Here is a 21941-nt window from a genome sequence, read left to right as displayed (position 1 = left end):
CGGCAGGGTGACGGCATGCGGGTTCCGCTATTTCTTGCCCTTTTTGTCGTCAACAATGCCGCCAAGCAGGCCGCCGATGGCTCCGCCCAAGACGCCGCCGGCGGGGCCGCCAAGGAGCGAACCGATCCCCGCGCCGATCCCCGCAAGACTTGATCCGTAGCTGACCCGGGCCATGGTGACAGTGGTTGATCCGTCAGGATCGTCGGAGAGCTCAAAGGAGCCCAAAGCTGCTGACGCGACCACCAGGGCCACTGGGCTGGTCTTGGGCTGCGCCAGCATTTTGCTGTAAACGTCCCGTGTTGCAAAGTAGGCGCGTTGCGGGTCACCCTTGGGCTCGCCGGCGTCGTAGCCTGTCTGGTAGAGCCCCAGGAGGGTCTCTGCTTCATTGTCAGTGATGAGATCAGCCGCGGTCAGCCTGGCGAGGATGGCCTTGTGTTCGGCAACATAGTCTCCTTTATGCTCCGCCATGACCTGCCGCGCTTCTTTGCGTACGGCATGCATCAATTCCGGCAGTCCCACAATGGTGGTTGGTGATAGTTCCATCATGCACCTCCTAGTCACGTGCTGATATCACAGTACGCCGGTGCGCAGCGCAACAGAATGGGCAGCTGATGCGACTTCCTGCCGCGGAAGTCGCATCAGCTGCACACTCACCGGTGGTTTAGCGCACCGACTTCCTCTCGTAGATCACCATGGACCAGAGGTACCCCGCAACAGCAATCACCACACACCACCCCACGGCCAAGGCGGCGTTCCATCCGAGCGGGGTTCCGAGGAGCAATCCTCGAATGGTCTCGATGATCGGAGTGAACGGTTGGTAGTCGGCGAACCCCTGCATCCACGCTGGCATTGAATCGGTGGGCACAAAGCCGCTGCCGAGCATGGGCAAGATGACCAGCAGCAGTGGCAGGTTGCTTGCCGTCTCTACGGATTTCGCCTGAATCCCCATGGCGACGGCGAGCCAGCTGATCGCGTAGGCGATGAGGACCATCAAGCCGGCTGCGGCCAGCCATTCGATGGCTCCGGCGTTCGGACGGAACCCGATGGTCAGGCCCACGCCGAGCACCAAGGCCACGGCGATCAGGGTTTGGATGGTGTTTCCCAAAACATGCCCGGCGAGCACCGATGCCCTCGAGATGGCCATGGTCCGGAACCGGGCGGTAATGCCTTCGGTCATGTCCATCGACACGGTGGTTGCTGTGCCGCCGGCCCCGCCGGCAATGGTGATGGCCAAGATGCCGGGCATGACGTAGGCCAGGTAGGCTGCCCGCCCGCCAGCCGGGTCCACTCCGGGCAGGCCGGCACCGAGGGTACCGCCAAAGACAAACACAAACAGCAGCAGGATCACCACAGGGCCCATGATGGTGAACACCGACAGGCCGGGGTAGCGGATCATGTGCAGCAGGTTGCGTCGCAACATGGTGATGGAATCGGCAACAACGTGAGATTTTCCTCCGGCGCCCGCAGCGTGCGGGTGCGCGGCGTTGATGGTGGTCATGACTGGGCTTCCTTCGACTCGACCCGGCCGGTGAGTGCGAAGAACACATCATCGAGGTCCGGGGTGTGGATGCTGAGGTCCGCGACCTCAAGGTTGGCCGCATCGAGGCTGTCCAGCACGGTGCGCAGTGCGTGGACACCGCCGTCGCTGGGCACCGTGAGTGCCAGGCCGACGTCGTCCAGAGTGGATTCCCTGAGTAGGCCGGATGCGGTGTGGAGGGCAGTGGAATCGGCGAACCGGAGCTTGATGTGGCCGCCGGGCACCAGTCGCTTGAGCTCATCCGGTGTCCCGTTGGCGACGATCTTGCCGCCGTCGAGCACTGCAATGCGGTCCGCAAGTTCGTCGGCTTCGTCGAGATACTGGGTGGTGAGCAGCACCGTGGTGCCTTCGGCGACGAGGCCACGCACAATGTCCCACATGGTGTGGCGGCTGCGCGGGTCCAAGCCGGTGGTGGGCTCATCGAGGAAGATCACCCTCGGTGTGGCCACAAGTGTCATGGCCAAATCAAGGCGTCTGCGCATACCGCCGGAGTAGGTGGCGAGCGGTTTGCGAGCTGCTTCGACCAGGTCAAACTGCTCCAGCAGCTCGGTCACCCGTGTGGCGGAACGCTTCGCCCCAAGGTGGCGCAGCCTTGCCATCAGCAGGAGGTTTTCCTCGCCCGTGAGCAGGTTGTCCACGGCGGAGAACTGGCCCGTGAGGCCAATCTGGGCGCGCACCCCGTCGGGATTGCGCACCACGTCGCAGCCAGCAACTGTGGCGGCGCCACCATCTGGGCGGACCAGGGTGGAGAGAATATGCACCGTGGTGGTTTTACCGGCGCCGTTGGGACCCAGCAGGGCGGTGACGGTGCCGGCGTTGACTGTGAGGTCGACGTCGTCGAGCACCACCTTGGCGCCGTAGGATTTCCGCAGTCCGCGGACTTCAATAGCTGAGGTTGTCATCTTGATTGCTCCTTTTCTCCTGCGTTTTTCGACTGCGTGCCCACCGCTAGTGGGCGCGTTGGATGGTAATGTCCCCGTACTGGGTGCGCGCACGCACCGCCACGCTTTGCTCGGAGGTGCCCGGTGCGTGGTCGCCGTCGAGCTGATTGCGCACATGTCCGTCCTTTGACGACAGGTCGAGCCAAGCGGGGACGCCGGCCCGTACACCGATGGTGACCTGCCCGTATCCGCTCTCCACTTCGATGGAACCGCCCGAGACTTCCCACAGCGAGATGGTGCCGTAGGCGGTTTTGGCGGCGACTGATCCGAGTGCCTTGGTGACTTCCAAATCGCCGTAGGAGAGCTTTGCGTCAAGGCCGCCGCCGGACTCCCCAATAAAGATGGAGCCATGTGAGGCCTTGAGGATGGCGTCTCCGGTGAGCGTGCCGACCCGTATTTGGCCGTGGTCCGCGGTGATCTCGGCGCCACCCTCGACCGCGCCTACCCGCGCAGTGCCGTTCCCTGCACGCAACCACAAATCACCCGTGGTGTCGACGTCCACCGAACCCGTTGACGACTTGATCCGGGTGGCGCCCAAGCGGCCCGAGGTTCGCACTCCGCCCCCGGCGAGTTCGACAGTGAGTCGGGATCCTGTTGGCAGTTCGACTTTCACATCAACCGAGTCAAAGGGGCCCGGCCCGATCCAGCTGAGGCGTGGCCGCGGGCCGGTGATGGTGATCCGCTGGCCATCGAAGTCGACCTTTGTGTCTTCGGCGCCCCGCCGGTCAACGTTCTTTGACGGATTTGTGGCGGTCACGCTCACCACGGTGTCGGTGCGGTCGCTGGCGAAGACTTCGACCAGGCCCACCTGAACATTGATGGCGAGGTCGATGGGGCTGGGGGTGTTGTAAATGGGCATGGTGGAACCTCCGGCGGTTTTGGGTGTGTTGGTCCGGCCCCGCGGGTCCGCGTGGCTGGTGTGTTTTTCTGTTGTGGGCCGGGCGGGCTAGCGTGCCCAGCCGGCGAAGTTGTCGCCTGTGCGCAGCGTGCGCGCCGTGATGCGTCGCTGCTTGGGTTGAAGGGCTGCCGCTATGGCGCGGACCAGCCAGGTGTTGACGGACGTGCCGTCGGTGGCCGCGGCCTCGTCCACCCGCACCTTGAGTGCGTCGGGCAGGCGAAGGGTGGTGCGGGAAGTGCTCGCGTCCTCGAGGTCCACGGGCGTGGTGGCGGCCGTGGTTGCTTCATCCTCATCTGATTCCGCATTTGGCGCGGACACTACGAATTCAACGTCGCGCCCGCGAAGCCGCAGGTCAACCGAGCCGGGGGCCATGTCGCGGGTGATTTCGCCGACGGCTGCCGAGAGTGCATCGAGCAGTACCAGCCGGGTTGCGGCATCCAGGCCAGCGGCGAGCCGCTCGGCGGCGGCACGGGTTTCCTCCGTGCCGTGCTCTGCGGTGTCCAATAGCTGGCGCTGCAAGTCGTTTACATAGTGTCCTAGTTCCATGACACCAGCATGACACCACTGTGGTGTCACGTCAATAGTTTGTGGTGTCACATTTTATTTGGGGCACGGAACCAACCTTCAGTGGAGAGCTGTCCGAGCCACTGTCCAGCTGTCACTACCGGTCAAGGGCAAGTCATTTACCGCAAGGACATCCGCTTCCCTTGCTACAGTGGTCACCATGTCCAAGAAAGCGCTTTCCCGACCTGTCGTCGTCGTTAACGGCGCCCATCCGATTCGGTCCGTGGTCCGGTTGCTGCTGAGGCGGCCAGGGCGGATGACCGTTGCTGTGCTTGCCTTCGCCATGAAGGAGATCCCGTTGTGGTTTCTCCCGGTGATCACAGCTGCGGTCATAGACATCGTGACAGTAGGTGGCGCGGTGGAATCGGTGCTGTGGTGGGGCGTTGTGGCCGCTGCACTGCTCATGCAGAATTACCCGAACCACATCATTTACACCCGCAACTTCATGACAGTGGTGCGCGATACCGGATCCGAGCTGCGCAACGTTTTGGCCGCTCGGCTGCAAAGCTTGTCGATCGGTTACCACACCCGGGTGAACTCCTCCATCGTGCAGACCAAGGTGGTGCGTGATGTTGAGAACGTCGAGCTGATGCTCCAGCAGGTGACCCATCCGCTGTTGTCCTCGATCATGGTCATGACGGGTGCCATTACGATGACAGCCCTTGCCGTGCCCCAGTTCCTGCCCGTTTACGCCCTCACAGTGCCGATCGCGATCGGGATCCGCTATGGAATGCGCAACCGATCACGTTCCCGCAATGAGACTTTTCGACTCGAGGTCGAGAGCTTCGCGGCACGAGTCGGTGAAATGGCGTCATTGATCCCCGTGACCAGGGCGCACGGGCTTGAAAAGACGGCGGTCACCCGTGTCTCAACCAGTGCCGACGGCGTGCGGCGTGCTGGCCTGCATCTGGACATGCTCAACGGCCACGTGGCTTCGATTTCATGGGTCACCATGCAACTGCTCGGGGTGGGGTGCCTGGTGCTGGCCGCCGTGTTTTCCCTGACAGGATTCCTTCCGATCACACCGGGTGAGGTGGTGCTGCTGTCAACCTACTTTGCGCTGCTCACCCAGGGATTGACTCAACTGCTGATGCTGATTCCGGTGGGAGCGCGCGGGCTAGAGTCGGTGCGCTCCATCGCCGAGGTGCTTCAGGATCCAGATCTGGAGCAAAATGAGGGCAAGCAGTCAGTTGAGAAGGTGGCCGGGAATGTGCGGCTTGAATCGGTCAGTCAGCGGTACCTGGACTCCGAGGTTGACGCAATCCACGAGCTGGAGCTCGACATCCAAGCTGGTGAGACTGTCGCTTTCGTTGGCTCGTCCGGATCGGGCAAGTCAACCTTGCTCAATCTTGTGCTCGGCTTCGTGCGCCCCACTAGCGGGCGGATCTTGCTCGACGGCGTCGACATGCAGCTCCTGGACATGCGAACCGCCCGCCGTTTTGTCTCAGTGGTGCCCCAGGATTCTGTTCTGTTCGAAGGTACCGTCCGTGAGAACATCGCCTACGGCCTGCCTCATCTGAAGGATGAGCGCATCCGTGCGGCACTGCGAGACGCCAACGCCTTGGATTTTGTCGACGCACAGCAGGACGGCTGGCACACCATTGTTGGCGAACGTGGTGCTCGCCTTTCGGGAGGGCAGCGCCAACGGCTGGCAATCGCCCGCGCCCTGGTGCGCGACCCGCGCATCCTGCTCCTGGACGAGGCAACCAGCGCACTCGACCCCGAGTCGGAACAACTCGTCAAGGAGGCATTGGGCCGCCTGATGCAGGGACGCACCACGCTGGTCGTCGCCCATCGCCTGTCCACCATCCGGCAGGCAGATCGCATTGTGGTTCTCGAAAATGGGCAAATAGTTGAAATCGGCACCCACGATGAGCTGCTCGCGAGCTCCGGACGATACGCCCACCTGCACGCAACCCAAATCGGTTCAAACAGCTGAGTGCCCCCTCGATGCACTGAGCGGTTGATAACCATGTCACTTGCAGCGAGATCCGCGCCGAGCAGATGGTTGGTTCCGATGACTTTGACGTGCCAGGTCAAGGCCGCAGTGGCCCACAGCGCCTCCACCATGGAAGATCCCCATGGCAAGGAGTCGCCAAGGAATGCCGGGACGGGAGCCGCAACGGTGCGACCGGCGGTGAACCTGCCGCCGGGACCAGCGGCGATATGGAAAACTTGGAGCCATGACGTTGCACACCCAAGATAAAACCCGAGAGAGGGTTGCCACCGCAGCCATGGCCGGTGTGGGTGTGTACGTCTTCGTTGACGTTGTGCTCCAGTTTCTGCCCCCGCACTACAGCGTGATTAGCGACGCCGAAAGCAACCTGGCGGTAGGTCCTTTTGGGTGGATCATGAATCTGAATTTTCTTGGCCGGGCTGTGACGACCGGGTGTGCCATCGCCGCCATCAACCGGATCGGTCCGGCCTCCGGACTCCGGCGGACGGGGGTGGCGCTGTTGGCAGCCGGTGGCCTGTGCTCGGCTGTCCTGGCATTCTTTCCAACCGATGTGGATGCCGGATCCGGGCTGGCGGTGGCGACGGCCGGGGGAGCCATCCATCTCTACGTGGCCAGCGCGGGATTCTTGGCCGCGCTGGCGGGTACTCTCGTGCTGACCCGCTGGATCCGCTGCGTCCCGGAGCTGGCAATGGCATATCGGTCCGCATTCACACTCGCGGCAATTGCCGCCGTCGGGCTCGCCTCGCTGGTTCTTGCTGCCTCCCTTCGCCCGGATCTGCTGGGTCTCGCGGAGCGGATCTGCCTCGCCGGAATACTTGGCTGGGTGCTGGTGGTGGGCAGGGCCATCAAAAGGTTGCCGCGGCGCACCAACTATGCCGCACCTGACTAGCAGCCGGCACCCATCGTTTCACCACTCGGGGGCGACGTCGATGCCTCTTTCAGGGAGCGTGCCCGGGCACTATTGTGGGTCACGGTGTTGGCGCTTCCGTACTGTCCTCAGCACGAGCGCGGCCACCAAGGTGAGCGCGAATCCTGTGTCCGTGGCCATCCAGAATAATGTCACGCTGGGACTGCCCGCCACAGTGAATGCTGCGTAGCTCAGTGCCAGCGGCGCAAGCAGCACGGTGAGGATCTGGATAGTCACGTTGGTCTGCTCTTGCGCCGCCCGCGTCAGATCTTGTGCCTTGGTGAGGGCCTCGTGGTGAAGACTCGCAGACAGCCTCGCTGCGTCCGCAGCATTGGCGGCGAGGGAATCCACTTGTTCCGCCAACCGCAGCTCGGCCTGACAATGGTTGAGAATGGTGTCTCCCGGGCTGGTGCGTTTCCCTGTCAAGTAGGACCACCAGATCCGACGCCGGAAATCGAGGACGGCTCCTTCCAACTCCCGCAACTTGAACACATCCGTCAATTCCGGCGAAGGGACCAAGGCAGCCAATTCGGTGGCCCGCAGTGCCTGTAATCGCGCCAGAAGTACCGCATCCAGATAGACAGAATGAAAATAGGCCTGCAAGCTTCGGGTGAACTCGTCGCTGGCCGCCATCACAGAAACACCATCGCGCAACACCAGAAGCCGCCAAGATTTGGATATTCGCAGGACCGGCAATGACTGACGACGGTGGAGGGAAATGCTTGCAGGACTGACTACCCGGGAAGAAATGGCCAAGTACATCCAATCTTCCTCCTGGAACCGCCCATCCTTCGCTGAGTCCCTCTGCATCAACAGGGTGCATACACCAAGTCTGGTCCCACGATTTGGTGGCTCCCAACCGGGGTGGCAGAGCGGTTGCCAGAAAATCGCACAGCCCTCCCATGAGAGAGTCTTCAGTCCCTCGTTCGCTCATGGTCTCGGTATTCCAGTAACTTAGCTGCCGAAGCCTCTCCAATGAGGTCGCAAGTGAGCTGCTGCTCTCATCATCACACGCAGGAAAAGTTAAGTGCAGGGCCAGAACAGCGCAACCGGGTCCGCTTTCCTGCTGAGCGGATGACCTGGGCAGTGCTAGAAATTCAAGGGCCACCAGAACCATTCCGCTCAGATCCAGCGCTGTTGGCAACAGGTGGTGCAACCGGCCTGTCGCTGCGGCTGGGGAATCATGTGTTTCCGCGGCGGACTGATAGAGCACCGACCCCGGGCCGGGGCTCACCAACGCGAGCCGATCCTTTTCATTCGTCACAGACTCGGCCCACGGTTCGAGTCTCTCCGTATGCATGGGAAGCACGATCCGCAGGACACCGGGCTGCCACTGAATCGTCGACGCGTGATACGTCAACGAGTGGTTGAGTGGCAAGATCAGGACTGCGCTGGAAGTATCGGGCGGGTCCCACACGTCTGCTTGGGCAAGGGGCTGATCCGCATTGTGATCTACGTCCATCTGAGCCCACCATCCGCAACGAAGATGCCATTGGAACACTTGGACCAAGGATAGTCCTTTGATGCCCTGTGGTCACGATTCAGGCCATGGAGCTGGGCCATCAAGGGCGGGATGGATGACTCAGGTTTTGCCCATCGTCAGCCACCCTGACCTCACCAACGTGGTGCATCGCTCCTTCGATAGTTGACCAAAGCCAGGATTTTCCGGCCCTAATGCGCCTATGCTGGGGAAATGTCAGAGACAAAAGCCAAGCCTCCGGTCCATCGCTGGGTATTCTGGCCAGCGGCCTCGATAGTCCTCGTTTTCGCATCGTTCGCCATGATCGCCCCCGACACCGCCGAGGCCCTGTTTTCCGGGATCCAAGGCACCATTGTGGGCTACTTCAACTGGTACTACGTGCTCCTGGCCACTGCCCTGGTGATCTTTTGCCTGTGGCTCGGCTTCGGCAAGTTCGGCGAAATCAAGTTGGGCAAGGACGACGACGAGCCCGAGTTTTCGCTGGGCTCATGGTTTTCGCTGCTCTTCGCCGCCGGCATGGGCATTGGTCTGGTGTTCTACGGGGTCAGTGAGCCGCTGAGCCATTTCGCGTCCCCTAAACCTGGCACCACGGGAACCCCCGGAGAGCTCGCCCAGCATGCCCTCTCGCAGACTTTCCTGCACTGGGGCGTTCATGCTTGGTCCATCTACGTGGTCATCGGCTTGGCTCTGGCCTACGCCATCCACCGGCGCGGCCGGCCGGTATCGATCCGCTGGACGCTTGAACCACTGCTGGGGAAGAGGGTGCGCGGCGGGCTGGGTAACGTTATCGACGTCATCGCCCTGGTGGGCACCATCTTCGGCGTGGCCACCTCGTTGGGACTGGGCGTGCTGCAAATCAGCGCCGGACTGGAAAGTGCCGGGCTGATCACGTCCTCCATGTTCATTGACTTGGTCATCATTGCCGTGATCACTTGCTTCGTGCTGTTCTCGGTGCTTTCGGGTGTGGGTAAGGGCATGAAATGGCTCTCCAATACGAACCTCATTCTGGCCGGAATTTTCGTGGTTTTCCTGCTGGTGGTGGGTCCCACCCAGTTCCTGCTGCGCAACTTTGTGCAGTCCACCGGCAATTACCTGCAGGATTTTGTGGGTATGGCTTTCAATGTCAGTGCCTTCTCCGGTGCTGAGGGCGAAGCCTGGCAGTCAACGTGGACCACGTTCTACTGGGGCTGGTGGATTTCCTGGGCCCCCTTTGTGGGCATCTTCATTGCCCGGATTTCCAAGGGCCGCACCGTGCGCCAATTCGTGGCCGGGGTTATCCTGGTACCCACACTCGTCACGCTCCTGTGGTTCAGCGTGTTGGGCGGCACAGCCCTGTACTCCGAACTCTCCGGCCAAGGCGGGCTGGTGGGTCCGGATGGAACGGTTGACACTTCCGGTGCCCTGTTTGCGATGCTGGCCCAGGTTCCTGCCGGCGGCGTGCTGACCATCGGTGCGATCTTGATGATCGTCATTTTCTTCGTAACCTCAGCAGATTCGGGCGCCCTGGTCATGGGCATGATCGCCAGCGGGGGAGACGTGGAGCCCAAGAACTGGATCCGCATCTTCTTCACGCTGGCCACGTCACTGCTGGCCAGTGCGCTGCTGCTGTCCGGTGGCCTTGAGGCACTCAAAACGGCGGCGATCATCATTGCCCTGCCCTTTAGTTTCGTGTTGATCTTGATTTGCTGGTCTACCTACAGAGCCTTCTCCCGGGAGTCGCGCGCCTACGACAAGGCCAAACGTCTGGCCTTCGTGGACCACATTGGGGACTTTTACGGGTTGGAGGTGGAAGATCCCAACCAGGATTCGCCGCTGCTTAATTTGCGTGCACTGACTGCCCGGTTGCGCAGGGGGCTCCCGCCGGAGAAGCGCCAGCGCATCGACCCGTTCGGGCACCACGGCCACGACTCAAGCACTTCGTCGCCGGTTGAACCTCCAGAGCCCGAAAAACGGCCCTGAGGTTCCGGCAGGAGCGGGTTGGAGCGCCGCAGTGAGCGGCGCTCCAACTCGTCTAACCTGCGTTGGCTGCAGCGAGCAACTGCTCCAACTGCTCCGGTTCCACACCCGATCCCGGAAAGCCCATCATGCGCCCAATGGGTGCAGAGGCCAGCATCTTCATCACTGACGGATCGGACATGAGTCCGGCGTTGCTGCCGCTGCCCATGGCGGCTGCGATGATGGGGCCAGCCACCGGGTGCGCCATGACCTCGCCAATGCTGGAATTGACGCTCAGTGGCACCCGGATCGGCTCTCCTGCAACGTCAACGGCAAGCGAGGCTCGAATGTCGCGGCTTGAGGCGCCCACTTCAACCGTGTAGTTGCCGCTTTCAACGGTCCACGCCGAAACTCTCGTGTCCCAGTAGGCCAGATCCTCGCGGCGGACCCGCAGCTGAACTCTTTGGCTCGCACCGGCAGCAAGGTGCACCTTGGCGAAGCCCTTGAGCTCACGAGGTGCGCGGGAAACCGCAGATCCGGCCAGCCCCGTGTATACCTGAACCACTTCGGCGCCATCGCGACCACCGGAGTTGGTGAGTGTCAGCGTGACGGTGATCCCGGCGTCGTCCGTGACAGCACTCGCATCGGAGTACTCGAACGTTGTGTAGGAGAGCCCGTGCCCGAACGGGAAGGAGACGTCCATGTCACGGGCGTCGTACCACCGGTAGCCCACGAGGAGGCCCTCGCCATAGCGGACATGGCCGTGCTCGCCCGGAAAATTCCCGTACGCTGCAGTGTCCTGGAGCCGAACCGGGATGGTCTCGGCAAGGCGGCCTGAGGGATTGACTGCACCGTACAGCACCTGGGCGATTGCCCCGCCTCCCGCCTGGCCCAGTAGCCAGCCTTCGACGATGGCAGGGACACGCCCGGCAAACGCTGACAGGCGGACCACCCCGCCGTTGGACAGGATCACCACAGTGCGGGGATTGGCCGCAAGCACGGCATCGAGCAGCTCAAGCTGAGCCGCCGGCAGCTCGATGTCCGCGCGGTCAAAGCCCTCGGATTCCTGCGAAGCAGGAACGCCCAGGAACAGGAGCACCGTTTCTGCAGCCGAGGCGGCGGACACGGCCTCGGCCTTCTGCCCGGCAGTGCTGGCGCCGTCCTCGCCATAGCCCGCAGCGAAGGGAATCTCGGTGCCGGTCAGGGCGCGGATTTCCGCCAGCGCGTTTTCCAGCTTGGTGGGGTTGATTTGCGAGCTGCCGGCGCCCTGGTAGCGCGGGTTCTGGGCTATATGGCCAATCACGGCCACCTTGGCATCCACGGCAAGCGGCAGCACGCCGTCGTTCTTCAAGAGGACAATGCTGGCCGCTGCAGCCTCGCGGGCCAGGGTGTTGTGCCCCTCGACGTCGTATGAGGTGCAGGGGTCGGCACCGGCAACAGCCTTCGCCACCAGCTCAGCCACCCGCGCGGCGGCGGTGTTGAGCACGGCTTCATCCAGGGTTCCGGCTTTCACGGCTGCCACGAGTTCAGCGTCTGTGCGGCCGCTGCTGGAGGGCATCTCCAGGTCAAGGCCCGCCGACAGGGAGGCAACACGGTCCACCACAGCGCCCCAGTCGGAGACCACCAGACCCTTGAATCCCCACTCGTTGCGCAGCACCGAGGTCAGCAGCCAGGGGTCTTGGGAAGCATAGACGCCGTTGATCCGGTTGTAGGAGCACATGACAGTCCATGGCTGTGCGTCCTGCACAACACGCTGGAAGCCGCGCAGGTAAATCTCCCGCAGCGGGCGTTCGTCAATGTCGGCCGAAACCCGCATCCGGTCGGTTTCCTGGTTGTTGGCAGCAAAGTGTTTCAGAGACCCGCCCACACCCTGGGACTGCAGGCCGTTGACCAGTGCTGCGCCCAGCACCCCTGAGAGCAGCGGGTCCTCAGACAGGTACTCAAAATTGCGCCCGCACAGGGGAGAGCGCTTGATGTTGATGCCGGGACCCAGGAGGACGCCAACGCTTTCGGCGCGGGCCTCCTCGCCCAGGGCAACGCCGACCCGAACCAGGAGTTCCGCGTCGAAACTGGAGCCGAGGGCCACAGCTGGCGGGAAGCACGTGGCTGGCACACTGCCGGCAAGACCCAGATGGTCCGAGGCCGCATCCTGCTTGCGGACACCGTGCGGACCGTCGGTGAGCATGATGGAGGGAACCCCAGGGACGTCCTTCGTGGTCCAGAAGTCGGCGCCGCTGGTCAGCCCCGCCTTCTGCTCAAGAGTGAGGGCCGCAACGATTTCTTCGGGGGTGGTGCCTGGGGTGGTCATGATGCTCCTATTTCTTTGGTTTTCATAGGTGAGGTGGTGGAGGTGGTTTTCCGGGGCCGGCGCACGGGCTTTCCCCGGTCCCGCTGCCACACCGTGCCGGCGGCGAGCAGCAGCGCAGGGCCAGTGAATAGCAGGCGGTTGGTGTCCGGCGTCGTGCGGGATGTTGGTGAAATCATCTAGCGCACTGCCTTGATGAACCAGACGGCGAAGGCGCCCAAGATGGACAGGGCAATGCCGATCGGGAACAGGGCCACGTAGCCGCCGAAGGTGAGGATCACGAAGCTGGCAACACCCGGTGCCAGGGTCTGCGGCAGCGTTGCGGCGATGTTCACCACGCCTAGGTCCTTGGCGAAGGAGTCGGCGGAGGGAAGTACCTCACTCATGAGGGCCTGGTCCACGGCCTGGAATGCGCCGAAACCCAGGCCTGAGATGACGGTGAACAGCAGCCAGCCGGTGAAGGTGGGCATGACCATGGGAATGATCAAGGCCAGGCCAACCAGCATCGAGGAGATGAAGACGAAGATCTTGCGGCGGCCGATCCGATCGGATAGCGGGCCGGCGATCAGGGTTGCTGTGATGATGCCGGCGAGGCTGGCCAGACCGAACAGTGGGATTGTTGCTGCGGCGCCCTTGCCCAGGCCGATGTAGTCCGCCAGGATATACAGCTGGAAACCTGTGACCGCGAAATAGCCGGTGTAAAGCAGCAGGCGCCCGGTGAAGGCCCAAAAGAAGTCGGGGTGGGCAATGGGGTTCACCCAGAAGGTCTTCAGGAACACCTTCGCGGAGAACGGCTCGCGCTCCATGGCGGCGCTGGAGCGGTCCGGGTTGAAGACCACGAACAGCGTGATCACCACAACGGCCAGGCCGGCAAAGAACAGGTATCCGAAGGGGATGTTCGTGGCGAACATCGAACCGACGATCTGACCGCCGATTGCTCCGAGCATGGCGCCGAGGCCCGCCAATGCGGAGAAGGTGCCGCGGGCTGCGCGGGGCACCCTGTCCGGCAGGATTGCGCTCAGTGGCCCCTGCGTGAAGTTGTAGGCGATCTGCACCATGACCCAGGCGATGCCGATCTGCAGAAGCGTATTGGCCATGGCCATGCCGATGAGCGCCAGGCCGCCGACCAGTGTGCCGGCCACCATCAACTGGGCCCGCCGCCCGAACTTGGAGCGGGTGCGGTCGGAGATGAGGCCCGCGATGGGCTGTGCCAGCATGGCGGCAAAGGCGCTGATCGTGGAGACCAGGCCCAGATTGGCGACCTTGTTGGCTGGGTCGATTCCCTCGACCTGCAGCGGGAGAAGAATGCCGGGAACTGCGCCCCAAATGATGAAAATGCTGATGTTGGCCGGAATGATCCAGCCCAAAAGCCGTTTTACGCTGCCTTTGACGAGTGGCGGGGGATCCACCTTACCGTCGAGGGTGGTGGTGTTCGGAGACGCAATTGCCATGTCGGTAGTCCTCTTTGGGGGGGGCTCGTCATTGAGCCATATGCAAATACCGTACAACGCTCGGTTTCAAAGCACAAGGCTTTTTGTGTGCGTGAGGTGCGACGGCGGAGGCGGTTCCGTACTGCGTGGAACCCGGACCGAGTTGGGCGCCGTGAACTTATGCGTAGAACTCACCGTGGGTTCAGCGCATAGGCGTTTATGCACGGAACTCGGCATGAGTTCAGCGCATAATTTCACGGAATCAGGCGCGGGTCAGTGCTTCCCACAGATGCGAGATTTGCCCCGCCATGTCCACGGTGTCATCCAGCAACCAGTGGCTCTGGAGGCCGTCACTGCTTGCCATCAGGAGCAGGGCGATGGAGTCCGCATCTAGGGCTGCTGACAGTTGGCCTGTCTCTTGCTGCTCCCTGATGGCGCCCGAGACGATCTGGCGAAAGTAGGCGGAGCGTTCCTGGAAGTAGCCGTGGGCGGGATGGCTGGCCTCTGATGCTTCGGCTGAAAACTGTGTGTACAGGTGAACCAGTCCCGGGACATCCGCATTGTGCCGGATCACGTTGAGGATGCCTTGAATGACGTCGGTCTGGTTGGCGTCAGGGCCGTAGGTTGCCATGTCCACGTCGTCGCGCTTGCGCAGCACCTCGATAAACAGGTCCTCCTTGGTGCCGAAGTAGTGCAGCAGCCCTGTCTGGCTCAGGCCGACCGCCGCAGCCAATTCACGCAGTGAGGTTTTGCGGTAGCCGCGCTCGGCAATCACCCTCAGGGCGGTGGTCAAGATTTCATCGCGCTTGGCGATGCCTTTTGCGTAGGATCCTCGTGCAGCCATGGAGCCAGCTTAGGGCACATTGCCGCGGCGAAAACTCTTGACCACCAAAACAGAGCAAGATACTGTTTTCATAAATCCGCGACAAGGGAGTACGTGTGAACACTATTGATCCGCAAGGCCAATCCGTTGACGGGCCGTCCGTCGACCCCATGATCATGCCGCGTGAAAATGGGGAAAGGGAAACTGCAAACACGCCCTTTCCTTTCGGTCACGGGATCCAGCTGTGAGCGCCGATGCCTCGGTTGAGACCCAGGTTGAGGCAAGTACGACGGCGGGACTGGTCCGGGGTGCCTGGCGGAAGGAATGCGCTGTCTTCTTGGGTATACCCTTTGCCGAGCCTCCCGTGGGTCCGTTGCGGTTTGCCGCGCCGGTGCCGCACGGTCCCTGGGAGGGTGTCCGAGACGCGCTTAATATGGGGGCAACGCCGCAGCGCGGCAATGACGGCGGGATCACGCTAATCCCGGAGCCCTCCGTCCCAGGGCCCTCCACCCTCAACGTCAACGTGTTCACGTCGTCGCCCGGCATTGCCGCTGGGCTGCCGGTGTTGGTCTACATTCATGGCGGCGGATTCACGTCGGGATCCCCGGCCAGCACCTGGTACGACGGCACCGCCTTTGCCCGCGATGGCGCCGTCACGGTAGTGATTTCCTACCGCCTGGGCTTTGAGGGTTTTGGCTGGGTCGAGGGGGCACCCCACAATCGCGGTGTTATGGACTGGATGCTGGCCCTTGAATGGGTGCAGCAGAACGTGGCGGCTTTTGGCGGTGACCCGGGCCGTGTCACGATCGCCGGCCAGTCGGCTGGCGGCGGTGCCGTGTTGACATTGCTGGGCATGCCGAGCGCGCAAAACCTGTTCAGTGCCGTCTATTGCTCCTCCGGTGTGGCGGCCGACGTCACGGTGCAGAAGTCCCGCGAATTTGCTGCCAAGCTGGCCGAGCGCGCCGGCGTGGCGGCGACGCGCGCGGGCTTTGAATCGGTGGACGAGGAAGTGCTGCTGGAATTGCAGAAGAAGGCGACCACGCCGGAGGGCCCGCCCCTGAAGGCTTTGCGGTCGCTGGCAGACGATGGGCTGATTCTGGGCCCCGTCATGGACGGTGATCTCATCGTCCAGTCCACGATCGAGTCCATCAGGACCGGTGTGGGCGCCGACAAGCCGCTGGTGATTGGTGCCAACGACGACGAGTTCTCCATGATCTTCGCCGAAGCGAAAAACAAGCTCAAGTGGATCCCGGCAGGCTTCATGCTGGGGCGGATCGGCCTACGGGGGCCCAAACGGCGCGCGTACCTGCAGGCCAATGCGGAGGTGAAGAGCGGGGGAACCGCCGCTGTTATGGGCCGGTACCTGACCGACTCCATCTTTCGCGCCTTCATCCCGCGGCTTCTGGAAGCCCGCGGTAGTGCGTCCACCTGGGTGTACCGTTTCTCCTGGCGTTCCCCGGTGCACGACTGCGCCTTTCACTGCCTGGAGGTGCCGTTCTTCTTTGACCTTCTCGACACGGAGGGCGTCGCAGCCATCGCCGGTGACAACCCGCCCCAGGCAGTGGCCAACGAGTTACATGCGGCCGCTTCACGTTTCCTGGCCGACGGCGACCCCGGCTGGCCAGGCTATGGCACCAAGGGATTGACTAAAGTCTTCGACAGCCCCAGCACGGTGATGGCCAACGGCTACGCCGCAGTGGTGCCGCTGCCGTAGGGCGCTTCCTTGCGCCGGTAGAGCAGCGCCAGCATCGGGAAGAGCAGCACCGACAGCATCCCGGCTCCAATGAGGGCGGTGGCGATGCCCGACGGCAGCAGGCCGCGCTCCAGTCCAATGGCCGTCACGGCCACGATGACGGGCAGCCCCGTGGCGCTGAATAGCACCATGGCACGTTTGTCCCGTGGCGTGGCGCCGACGGGCGCGGCCAACAGATTTGGCAGGCCGCGGACCACCAGGAAAAGCACCAGGAACAGGGGCACCAGGGCCAGTGTCAGCGGACTGGACAGCAGGGCGTCCACATCAAAGACAACCCCTGTGTTGATGAAGAACAAGGGGACAAGAAAACCGAACGCGACGGCGTCGAGCTTGTGCTCAACCACCTCCCTGTCATGCGGCGCCGCGCCGGATATCAACACGCGCCACAGGACGCCCGCGGAAAACGCGCCGAGCAGCATGTCCAGGCCAAAGGCCATGCTCAGCCCCACCAGTAGCGCGAGGATCAGCAGCACCAGGCGGACGGCGAACTGGCCGCTGGAATGCAGCGTGGCATTGACCATGCTGTGGATGACCTTGTTCTCGCCGCGCCCGGTGAGCCAAATGGCGAGCCCGGAAATGAGCACAAAGCCAAGCAACACAACCACCGAATGCCCCAGGCTGTGGCCGCTGAGGAACAGTGAGATCGCCAGGAGCGGGCCAAATTCCCCCACGGTGCCGATCGCCGTGACAGCCTTGCCAAACGGCGTCGAAAGTTCCTTGGCATCGCGCAGGACAGGCAGGAGCGTGCCGAGCGCCGTCGAGGAGAGGGCCACTGCAATGAAGACGCCGGCCGCCACGGTGGGTGCAATCAGGATGCCCACCAGCAGTCCGCCAGCGAGGGAGATGAGCCAAGCGATGCTGGCACGGTTGAGGGGGCGGCCCTTGATCGCGGCAAAATTGATCTCATTGCCGGCCATGAAGAACAGCATGGCCAGGCCCAGATCGGCGAGGATCTTGACGAACTCGGTGGGTTCCGCCCAACCCAACAGGCTGGGACCGATCATGATGCCCAGGGCGATTTCAAACACCACCAAGGGCACTTTGGCTACCTTGCCAATGGCAGCGGCCAGCAGGGGAGCGGCGGCGGCAACCAGCGGAATGACCATCAAACTAAGCAACAGACCATCCACTGCGGTTCCTCCAGTTCAACGAATGTTGTGGCTCAGTCTTGCAGGACGACGGCCCCACCGCCACACCGTCTAACGATCGAGTCGACCAGTGGCAAGGGGCGGATGATAAGAAGGAGTAACGCGAAGTCCGTTTGGTTGGTCGTTCCGCAATCAACGCATCCAGGCAGTGCAGACAACTACGGATATCCGGTGCTGTCGCCTTCGACGCACAGGCCGTCATGGCCGCTAAGGGTCGGTTTCGGATCTAGTACCTGTCGCGCTCCGAGGCCACCCGAGACGGCGTCCCCACGGGGGAATTTTGGCGCACAGGACGAGGTTCGATCTATTGGGACAGCTGCCACATGAGCTACCGGCACCCAGACCACTGAACATTATCGAAAGGAAGAGGAATGCCAACGCTTGGAATTATCGGAAGCGGCAACATCGGATCGGCAATCGCTCGATTAGCCGTTGCATCGAATATGAACGTGGTCATTGCGAACTCCCGTGGCGTGGAATCGCTTCAGGAACTCATTACCGAGCTCGGACCACTGGCCAAGGCTGGCACAGTTGAAGAAGCGGCCAATTCCGGAGACGCAATAGCGCTTTCCATTCCGCTAACCGCTGTCAAGGATCTACCCGCCGGATTACTGCGCGGCAAGATTGTCTTAGACACCAGCAACTACTATCCCTTCCGCGATGGCCGCATTGCTGACCTCGACACCGGAACGACGACCACTAGTGAGTTGGTGGCGAGATGGCTCGATGGAGCGCGCTATGTGAAAGCCTTCGGCAACATCCTTGCGCACCACATTCCCCTACTTTCCCGACCCAGTGGTGCTCCTGATCGATCCGCGCTTCCCATCGCGTCCAATGACGCCCAGACCAAAAGCCAGGCGGCGGCAATCATTGAACGCCTTGGGTTCGACACTCTAGATGCAGGTACGCTCGCGGAGACGTGGACGTTCGAACCTGAGTCCGCAGGATACACGCGCATATATCTCGCGGACCAGAGCACACCCGATGACCAGCTACTTTCCTCAACTCCAGGCCCGACGCCAGCGGATCAGGTCAAGGCCGCACTGGATTCCGCGACTCGTGTGAACGTCGCCGAACGCGCCTTCTAAGTTGCCCGACCTCGCTCCTGGGGTCCACGAGCGCCGCGGCAAGACAGCGAATCAGCCATTTTAAGAAGCGGCAGCGACTATTTGAAAGTAACCGGTACATTCCTTGTCCGCCAAGGGTTCCTTTTCCGGGCTGCTTTGGGGGTCTGCCCGGCAGGACGGCAATCGGGTTGGAATGCGCCTGTCGCAGCCTAAAGTCGTAAGGCCAGGGAAATCCCCGGAATCTCGTTGGCCTCAGGCCAAGAGGCGTCGTTCAGCGTCAAAAACCGTTCGATTCCGTGGAAACGCGGGTAGGCGGACCTCGTTGACATGTCACGGTTTGCCAGGGCTTTTGATGGGAGAACGTGAGTAAAACCGGACGCTGATCTGCCAAATATCGTGGAACCTCTTATTTGATGACCGTTCGCAGGTGTACCCGCATAGCTATTGGCATGTCGACGGTTGCGAGAGGAGGTCATTCTTCCTTCCGCAATCCGGGTGGTTCAAGGCGCGGGTTCGTTCCGGCCATCCAAGCTGTCTCCTCCGGCAGGAAAATCTGACTTTCGCTGCCATAGCTCCCGGAGGATGAGTGAAGATAGTCAAGAAAATGACCCCCAAATTGGGTCTGGTCGGCCGCCCACGCCGTCCTGAATCGGGCTCACCGTAGAGAGCCGAGCTGCGAATGATCGGTACGTCACGCAATACCCCCACTGGCCTGATGTGCATTGCGTGGACGACAACAGAATATTCGCCTTGCCCGCGCTACGCGATGGCCTATCGTAGCGTGGGTTTTCGATGATGACGCCCGGAGATGCCGATCATCGACGGTGAGTGTCGCCGTCGGGCAGTAGGCTGCATATTGTCCAGCAAATAGTTGAAGCTACAAGTAAATGGTGTATCTTTAGAGCATGGGCCGCGTTCTGGTTTGTGGTCACGATGAAGTCAATTACCCCAAGGAGTGCGAATGAACACCACCCTGCGCGACGTGCGCTCGCCCGGCTGGACCGAAAATGACGTTCCTGAGGCGATGGTACTTTTCCTGCACGGCTTCGGTTCCAATGAATTCGATTTGGCTTCACTGGCACCTGCGCTGGGACTCAAGCAGCCCTGGGCATCGCTGCGCGCGCCGCTTGATCTGGGCAACGGTGGCGCGGCGTGGTTTCAAATTACGACGCCTGGTGCCCCGGATGCGGAGCCCGTTGAACAAGCAAGCGAGGCGATCTGGGCTTGGATTGATGCGAACGTGGACCCCGCAACCCGCATAGTGCCCATCGGATTCTCGCAGGGCGGCCTCATGGCAAGCCAACTGCTTCGCACCCGGCCGGAGCGGGTGGTTGCACCGGTTGTGTTGGGAGGATTTGTTCTCGGAGCACCACAGCCCGGAGATGGTGTTCTTCTTGAGCAGCGGCCCGCTCTTTTCTGGGGACGAGGTGCCGAAGACCGAGTCATCGCGCCGGTTGCCATTGCCCGTAGCAGCGAGTTCTTTCCGCAGCACACCAGTCTCAACGAGCAGGTCTACCCTGGGCTGGGCCACGGCATCAATGCTGTCGAGCTCGGCGACGTGCGTGACTTCCTGGCCCTCGAGGTGGGTGCCCACGAGTCGGCCACGGCATGACCCTCGAGACGCCGTTCGAGATCGGCATCTTTACCTTCGGTGAGCTCACCCGCGACGCGGAAAGCAAACCCATGGACGCCGTGGCCCGCACCCGCGACATTCTTGAGTGGGCCCGTGTGGCTGATGAGGCCGGGTTGGACGTTTTCGGTGTCGGTGAGCACCACCGGGAGGACTTTGCCGTTTCCTCACCCGCCGTGCTCCTGGCGGCCGCAGCGGGGCAAACCAAGCACATCCGTTTGACCAGCACCGTGACGGTTCTTTCGAGCGCCGATCCCGTCCGCGTCTTTGAAGACTTTGCCATGCTGGATCTCATCAGTGCCGGGAGGGCCGAGATCACAGCCGGCCGGGGAGCCTACCTGGAGTCGTTCCCGCTGTTTGGCCAGCAGTTGGATCGATACGACGAGTACTTTGAGGACAGGCTCGAACTGCTCCTGCGGATCCGCGACGAAAATCCCGTCACATGGAAGGGGACTACGCGGCCGCCACTCGTTGACGCCGGGGTCTGGCCTCGGCCGGCCCAGGCTTCCCTGCCCATCTGGGCTGCTGTTGGCGGGACCCCGGGCTCGGCCGAGCGGGCAGGGCGGCTGGGCATGCCGCTGTACCTGGCCATCCTGGGCGCGCCGGAACGGTTTGGGCCGCTGGCGCAGTTGTACCGCAGTGCGGCTGTTGCTGCTGGCCGTGGGCCCGGGCGGATAGGTGTCACCTCCCACTTCTATGTTGCGGAGACCTCGCAGGGGGCCAAGGGCACTTTCTTTCCGCACTACTCTTCGTACATTGAGCAGAACATGCCACGGGCGGGCCGGCTGGACCGCCCCAGCTTTGACGCGTGGGCCGGTCCGCGGGGAGCGCTCTTCGCGGGCAGCCCTGCTGAAATTGTCGAGAAAATCCTGTGGGAGCACGAGATTTTGGGGCACACCCGGTTTCTCGCTCAGGTGGGACTCGGCGGACTGTCGCAGGCGGGAACCCTGCGCTCCATCGAATTGCTTGCCACCGAGGTCCTGCCGGCTGTGCGGGCGGCGTTGCAGGGATAATCACTGGAAATTCTGGCCGAGCCGGGTGAACAACATGCGGCACTGCCGTACCGCCCCGCGCCGCTCCAGGCAGTATAGGGATCCGCTTGTGGGACGGGATCACCGCTTCACCCTCGAGTCAAGGAATTTCGGTGGCAACCCCATATAAATCGCAGCTGCGGCAGGCATCTGCAGCGGTATTTTGAATGAGGCGTTGGCGGGATGTTGGACATGAAGCCCGGGGTTACGGTGACGTGGGGCGTCGTTCGCATGGTCCTCCCGCTATCTGGATTCTGATGGGTCTGGTTACTTGCCAAAATCCGCGTGTGTCCGTGGCCTTCATTGTTTCCAAAGACCGTGGATATCGATGATGATGTCATCGAGATCGACCAGAACGTCGCCGTCCATCCCCACCAAGACGGGGGTGTTCGCGGCAAGCCCAGACAGGAACCGGGGCGCTACGACTCCCAGCTGGCGGACGTGCCCGAACGTGAACGTGCGCAGGAACGAGCCCAGCGCCCGGGGTGCGTAGCAGTCGGCGAACAGCCTGCCCATCCCGCCGGCTGGCGCAGCC

At 62.3% G+C, this 21941-nt stretch carries 17 protein-coding genes and 1 pseudogene; 7 read left to right on the top strand and 11 right to left on the bottom strand.

The window, feature by feature from the left end:
* Nucleotides 1–27: 27 nt before the first annotated feature.
* The 5 genes from CVS28_RS09750 to CVS28_RS09730 form a co-directional block, all read right to left on the bottom strand.
* On the bottom strand, nt 28–546 hold the full coding sequence (locus tag CVS28_RS09750; RefSeq protein WP_103465451.1) for a hypothetical protein: 519 nt from the start codon (nt 544–546) through the stop codon (nt 28–30).
* A 115-nt stretch (nt 547–661) separates the two neighbouring features.
* A complete protein-coding gene (locus CVS28_RS09745) occupies nt 662–1498 on the bottom strand; it encodes an ABC transporter permease (RefSeq protein WP_103481386.1) in 837 nt (278 codons plus the stop codon).
* Nucleotides 1495–2439 carry an ATP-binding cassette domain-containing protein gene (locus CVS28_RS09740; protein WP_103481385.1) on the bottom strand — a complete coding sequence of 315 codons (945 nt, stop codon included), beginning with the start codon at nt 2437–2439 and terminating at the stop codon, nt 1495–1497. The genes CVS28_RS09745 and CVS28_RS09740 overlap by 4 nt, the downstream gene beginning before the upstream one ends.
* A gap of 46 nt (nt 2440–2485) precedes the next feature.
* Nucleotides 2486–3337: a DUF4097 family beta strand repeat-containing protein gene (locus CVS28_RS09735; protein ID WP_103481384.1), complete on the bottom strand. Its 852-nt coding sequence runs from the start codon at nt 3335–3337 to the stop codon at nt 2486–2488.
* Nucleotides 3338–3424: 87 nt separating this feature from the next.
* Nucleotides 3425–3922 carry a histidine kinase gene (locus tag CVS28_RS09730; protein ID WP_103465455.1) on the bottom strand — a complete coding sequence of 166 codons (498 nt, stop codon included), beginning with the start codon at nt 3920–3922 and terminating at the stop codon, nt 3425–3427.
* A 178-nt stretch (nt 3923–4100) separates the two neighbouring features.
* On the opposite strand from CVS28_RS09730, the gene CVS28_RS09725 reads away from it, so the two are divergent.
* Nucleotides 4101–5879, top strand: coding sequence for an ABC transporter ATP-binding protein (locus CVS28_RS09725; protein ID WP_103481424.1), 1779 nt, complete (start codon nt 4101–4103; stop codon nt 5877–5879).
* Between the two features lie 244 nt (nt 5880–6123).
* On the top strand, nt 6124–6786 hold the full coding sequence (locus CVS28_RS09720; protein ID WP_103481383.1) for a DUF998 domain-containing protein: 663 nt from the start codon (nt 6124–6126) through the stop codon (nt 6784–6786).
* Between the two features lie 69 nt (nt 6787–6855).
* On the opposite strand, the gene CVS28_RS09715 is transcribed toward CVS28_RS09720, so the two are convergent.
* Complete coding sequence (locus CVS28_RS09715; RefSeq protein WP_133159095.1) at nt 6856–7566, bottom strand: hypothetical protein; 711 nt, start codon at nt 7564–7566, stop codon at nt 6856–6858.
* Nucleotides 7567–8497: 931 nt separating this feature from the next.
* Between CVS28_RS09715 and CVS28_RS09710 the strand changes: the two genes are divergently transcribed.
* Nucleotides 8498–10243 carry a BCCT family transporter gene (locus CVS28_RS09710; RefSeq protein ID WP_103481381.1) on the top strand — a complete coding sequence of 582 codons (1746 nt, stop codon included), beginning with the start codon at nt 8498–8500 and terminating at the stop codon, nt 10241–10243.
* A 52-nt stretch (nt 10244–10295) separates the two neighbouring features.
* On the opposite strand, the gene CVS28_RS09705 is transcribed toward CVS28_RS09710, so the two are convergent.
* From CVS28_RS09705 to CVS28_RS09690, 3 genes are all read right to left on the bottom strand, one after another.
* Nucleotides 10296–12527, bottom strand: a complete 2232-nt coding sequence (locus CVS28_RS09705) for a glycoside hydrolase family 3 C-terminal domain-containing protein (protein ID WP_103481380.1) — start codon at nt 12525–12527, stop codon at nt 10296–10298.
* Between the two features lie 176 nt (nt 12528–12703).
* Nucleotides 12704–13975, bottom strand: a complete 1272-nt coding sequence (locus CVS28_RS09695; protein WP_103481378.1) for an MFS transporter — start codon at nt 13973–13975, stop codon at nt 12704–12706.
* Nucleotides 13976–14216: 241 nt separating this feature from the next.
* Nucleotides 14217–14798, bottom strand: coding sequence for a TetR/AcrR family transcriptional regulator (locus tag CVS28_RS09690; protein ID WP_103465462.1), 582 nt, complete (start codon nt 14796–14798; stop codon nt 14217–14219).
* Between the two features lie 223 nt (nt 14799–15021).
* Here CVS28_RS09690 and CVS28_RS09685 point away from each other — a divergent pair, with 223 nt between their 5' ends.
* Entirely contained in the window at nt 15022–16491 is a 1470-nt protein-coding gene (locus CVS28_RS09685) for a carboxylesterase/lipase family protein (protein WP_103481377.1), read from the top strand.
* Here the strand turns inward: CVS28_RS09685 and CVS28_RS09680 are convergent.
* Nucleotides 16464–17660, bottom strand: coding sequence for a cation:proton antiporter (locus CVS28_RS09680; protein WP_103481376.1), 1197 nt, complete (start codon nt 17658–17660; stop codon nt 16464–16466). The two genes, CVS28_RS09685 and CVS28_RS09680, sit on opposite strands and share 28 nt — an antisense overlap.
* 389 nt (nt 17661–18049) lie before the next feature.
* On the opposite strand from CVS28_RS09680, the gene CVS28_RS09675 reads away from it, so the two are divergent.
* The 3 genes from CVS28_RS09675 to CVS28_RS09665 all read left to right on the top strand — a co-directional run bounded on the left by CVS28_RS09675 (nt 18050) and on the right by CVS28_RS09665 (nt 21388).
* Nucleotides 18050–18766, top strand: a complete 717-nt coding sequence (locus CVS28_RS09675; RefSeq protein WP_103481375.1) for an NADPH-dependent F420 reductase — start codon at nt 18050–18052, stop codon at nt 18764–18766.
* Between the two features lie 940 nt (nt 18767–19706).
* Nucleotides 19707–20357, top strand: coding sequence for an alpha/beta hydrolase (locus tag CVS28_RS09670; protein ID WP_103481374.1), 651 nt, complete (start codon nt 19707–19709; stop codon nt 20355–20357).
* Complete coding sequence (locus CVS28_RS09665; protein WP_103481373.1) at nt 20354–21388, top strand: LLM class flavin-dependent oxidoreductase; 1035 nt, start codon at nt 20354–20356, stop codon at nt 21386–21388. Before CVS28_RS09670 ends, CVS28_RS09665 begins: the two co-directional genes overlap by 4 nt.
* A 321-nt stretch (nt 21389–21709) precedes the next feature.
* Here the strand turns inward: CVS28_RS09665 and CVS28_RS09660 are convergent.
* Nucleotides 21710–21928: pseudogene (locus CVS28_RS09660) on the bottom strand (IS1380 family transposase); the annotation flags it as partial.
* Nucleotides 21929–21941 lie beyond the last annotated feature (13 nt).

The organism is Arthrobacter glacialis (assembly GCF_002909415.1).
Classification (GTDB): domain Bacteria; phylum Actinomycetota; class Actinomycetes; order Actinomycetales; family Micrococcaceae; genus Specibacter; species Specibacter glacialis.
Note: the sequence above shows the minus strand (reverse complement) of the source record. Positions and strands in the feature narration are given on the sequence as shown.

Bases quoted from the DNA above. Each gene is read 5' to 3' on its own strand.
- CVS28_RS09750 (WP_103465451.1), bottom strand. From the start codon at position 546: ATGATGGAACTATCACCAACCACCATTGTGGGACTGCCGGAATTGATG.
- CVS28_RS09745 (WP_103481386.1), bottom strand. From the start codon at position 1,498: ATGACCACCATCAACGCCGCGCACCCGCACGCTGCGGGCGCCGGAGGA.
- CVS28_RS09740 (WP_103481385.1), bottom strand. From the start codon at position 2,439: ATGACAACCTCAGCTATTGAAGTCCGCGGACTGCGGAAATCCTACGGC.
- CVS28_RS09735 (WP_103481384.1), bottom strand. From the start codon at position 3,337: ATGCCCATTTACAACACCCCCAGCCCCATCGACCTCGCCATCAATGTT.
- CVS28_RS09730 (WP_103465455.1), bottom strand. From the start codon at position 3,922: ATGGAACTAGGACACTATGTAAACGACTTGCAGCGCCAGCTATTGGAC.
- CVS28_RS09725 (WP_103481424.1), top strand. From the start codon at position 4,101: ATGTCCAAGAAAGCGCTTTCCCGACCTGTCGTCGTCGTTAACGGCGCC.
- CVS28_RS09720 (WP_103481383.1), top strand. From the start codon at position 6,124: ATGACGTTGCACACCCAAGATAAAACCCGAGAGAGGGTTGCCACCGCA.
- CVS28_RS09715 (WP_133159095.1), bottom strand. From the start codon at position 7,566: ATGTACTTGGCCATTTCTTCCCGGGTAGTCAGTCCTGCAAGCATTTCC.
- CVS28_RS09710 (WP_103481381.1), top strand. From the start codon at position 8,498: ATGTCAGAGACAAAAGCCAAGCCTCCGGTCCATCGCTGGGTATTCTGG.
- CVS28_RS09705 (WP_103481380.1), bottom strand. From the start codon at position 12,527: ATGACCACCCCAGGCACCACCCCCGAAGAAATCGTTGCGGCCCTCACT.
- CVS28_RS09695 (WP_103481378.1), bottom strand. From the start codon at position 13,975: ATGGCAATTGCGTCTCCGAACACCACCACCCTCGACGGTAAGGTGGAT.
- CVS28_RS09690 (WP_103465462.1), bottom strand. From the start codon at position 14,798: ATGGCTGCACGAGGATCCTACGCAAAAGGCATCGCCAAGCGCGATGAA.
- CVS28_RS09675 (WP_103481375.1), top strand. From the start codon at position 18,050: ATGCCAACGCTTGGAATTATCGGAAGCGGCAACATCGGATCGGCAATC.
- CVS28_RS09670 (WP_103481374.1), top strand. From the start codon at position 19,707: ATGAACACCACCCTGCGCGACGTGCGCTCGCCCGGCTGGACCGAAAAT.
- CVS28_RS09665 (WP_103481373.1), top strand. From the start codon at position 20,354: ATGACCCTCGAGACGCCGTTCGAGATCGGCATCTTTACCTTCGGTGAG.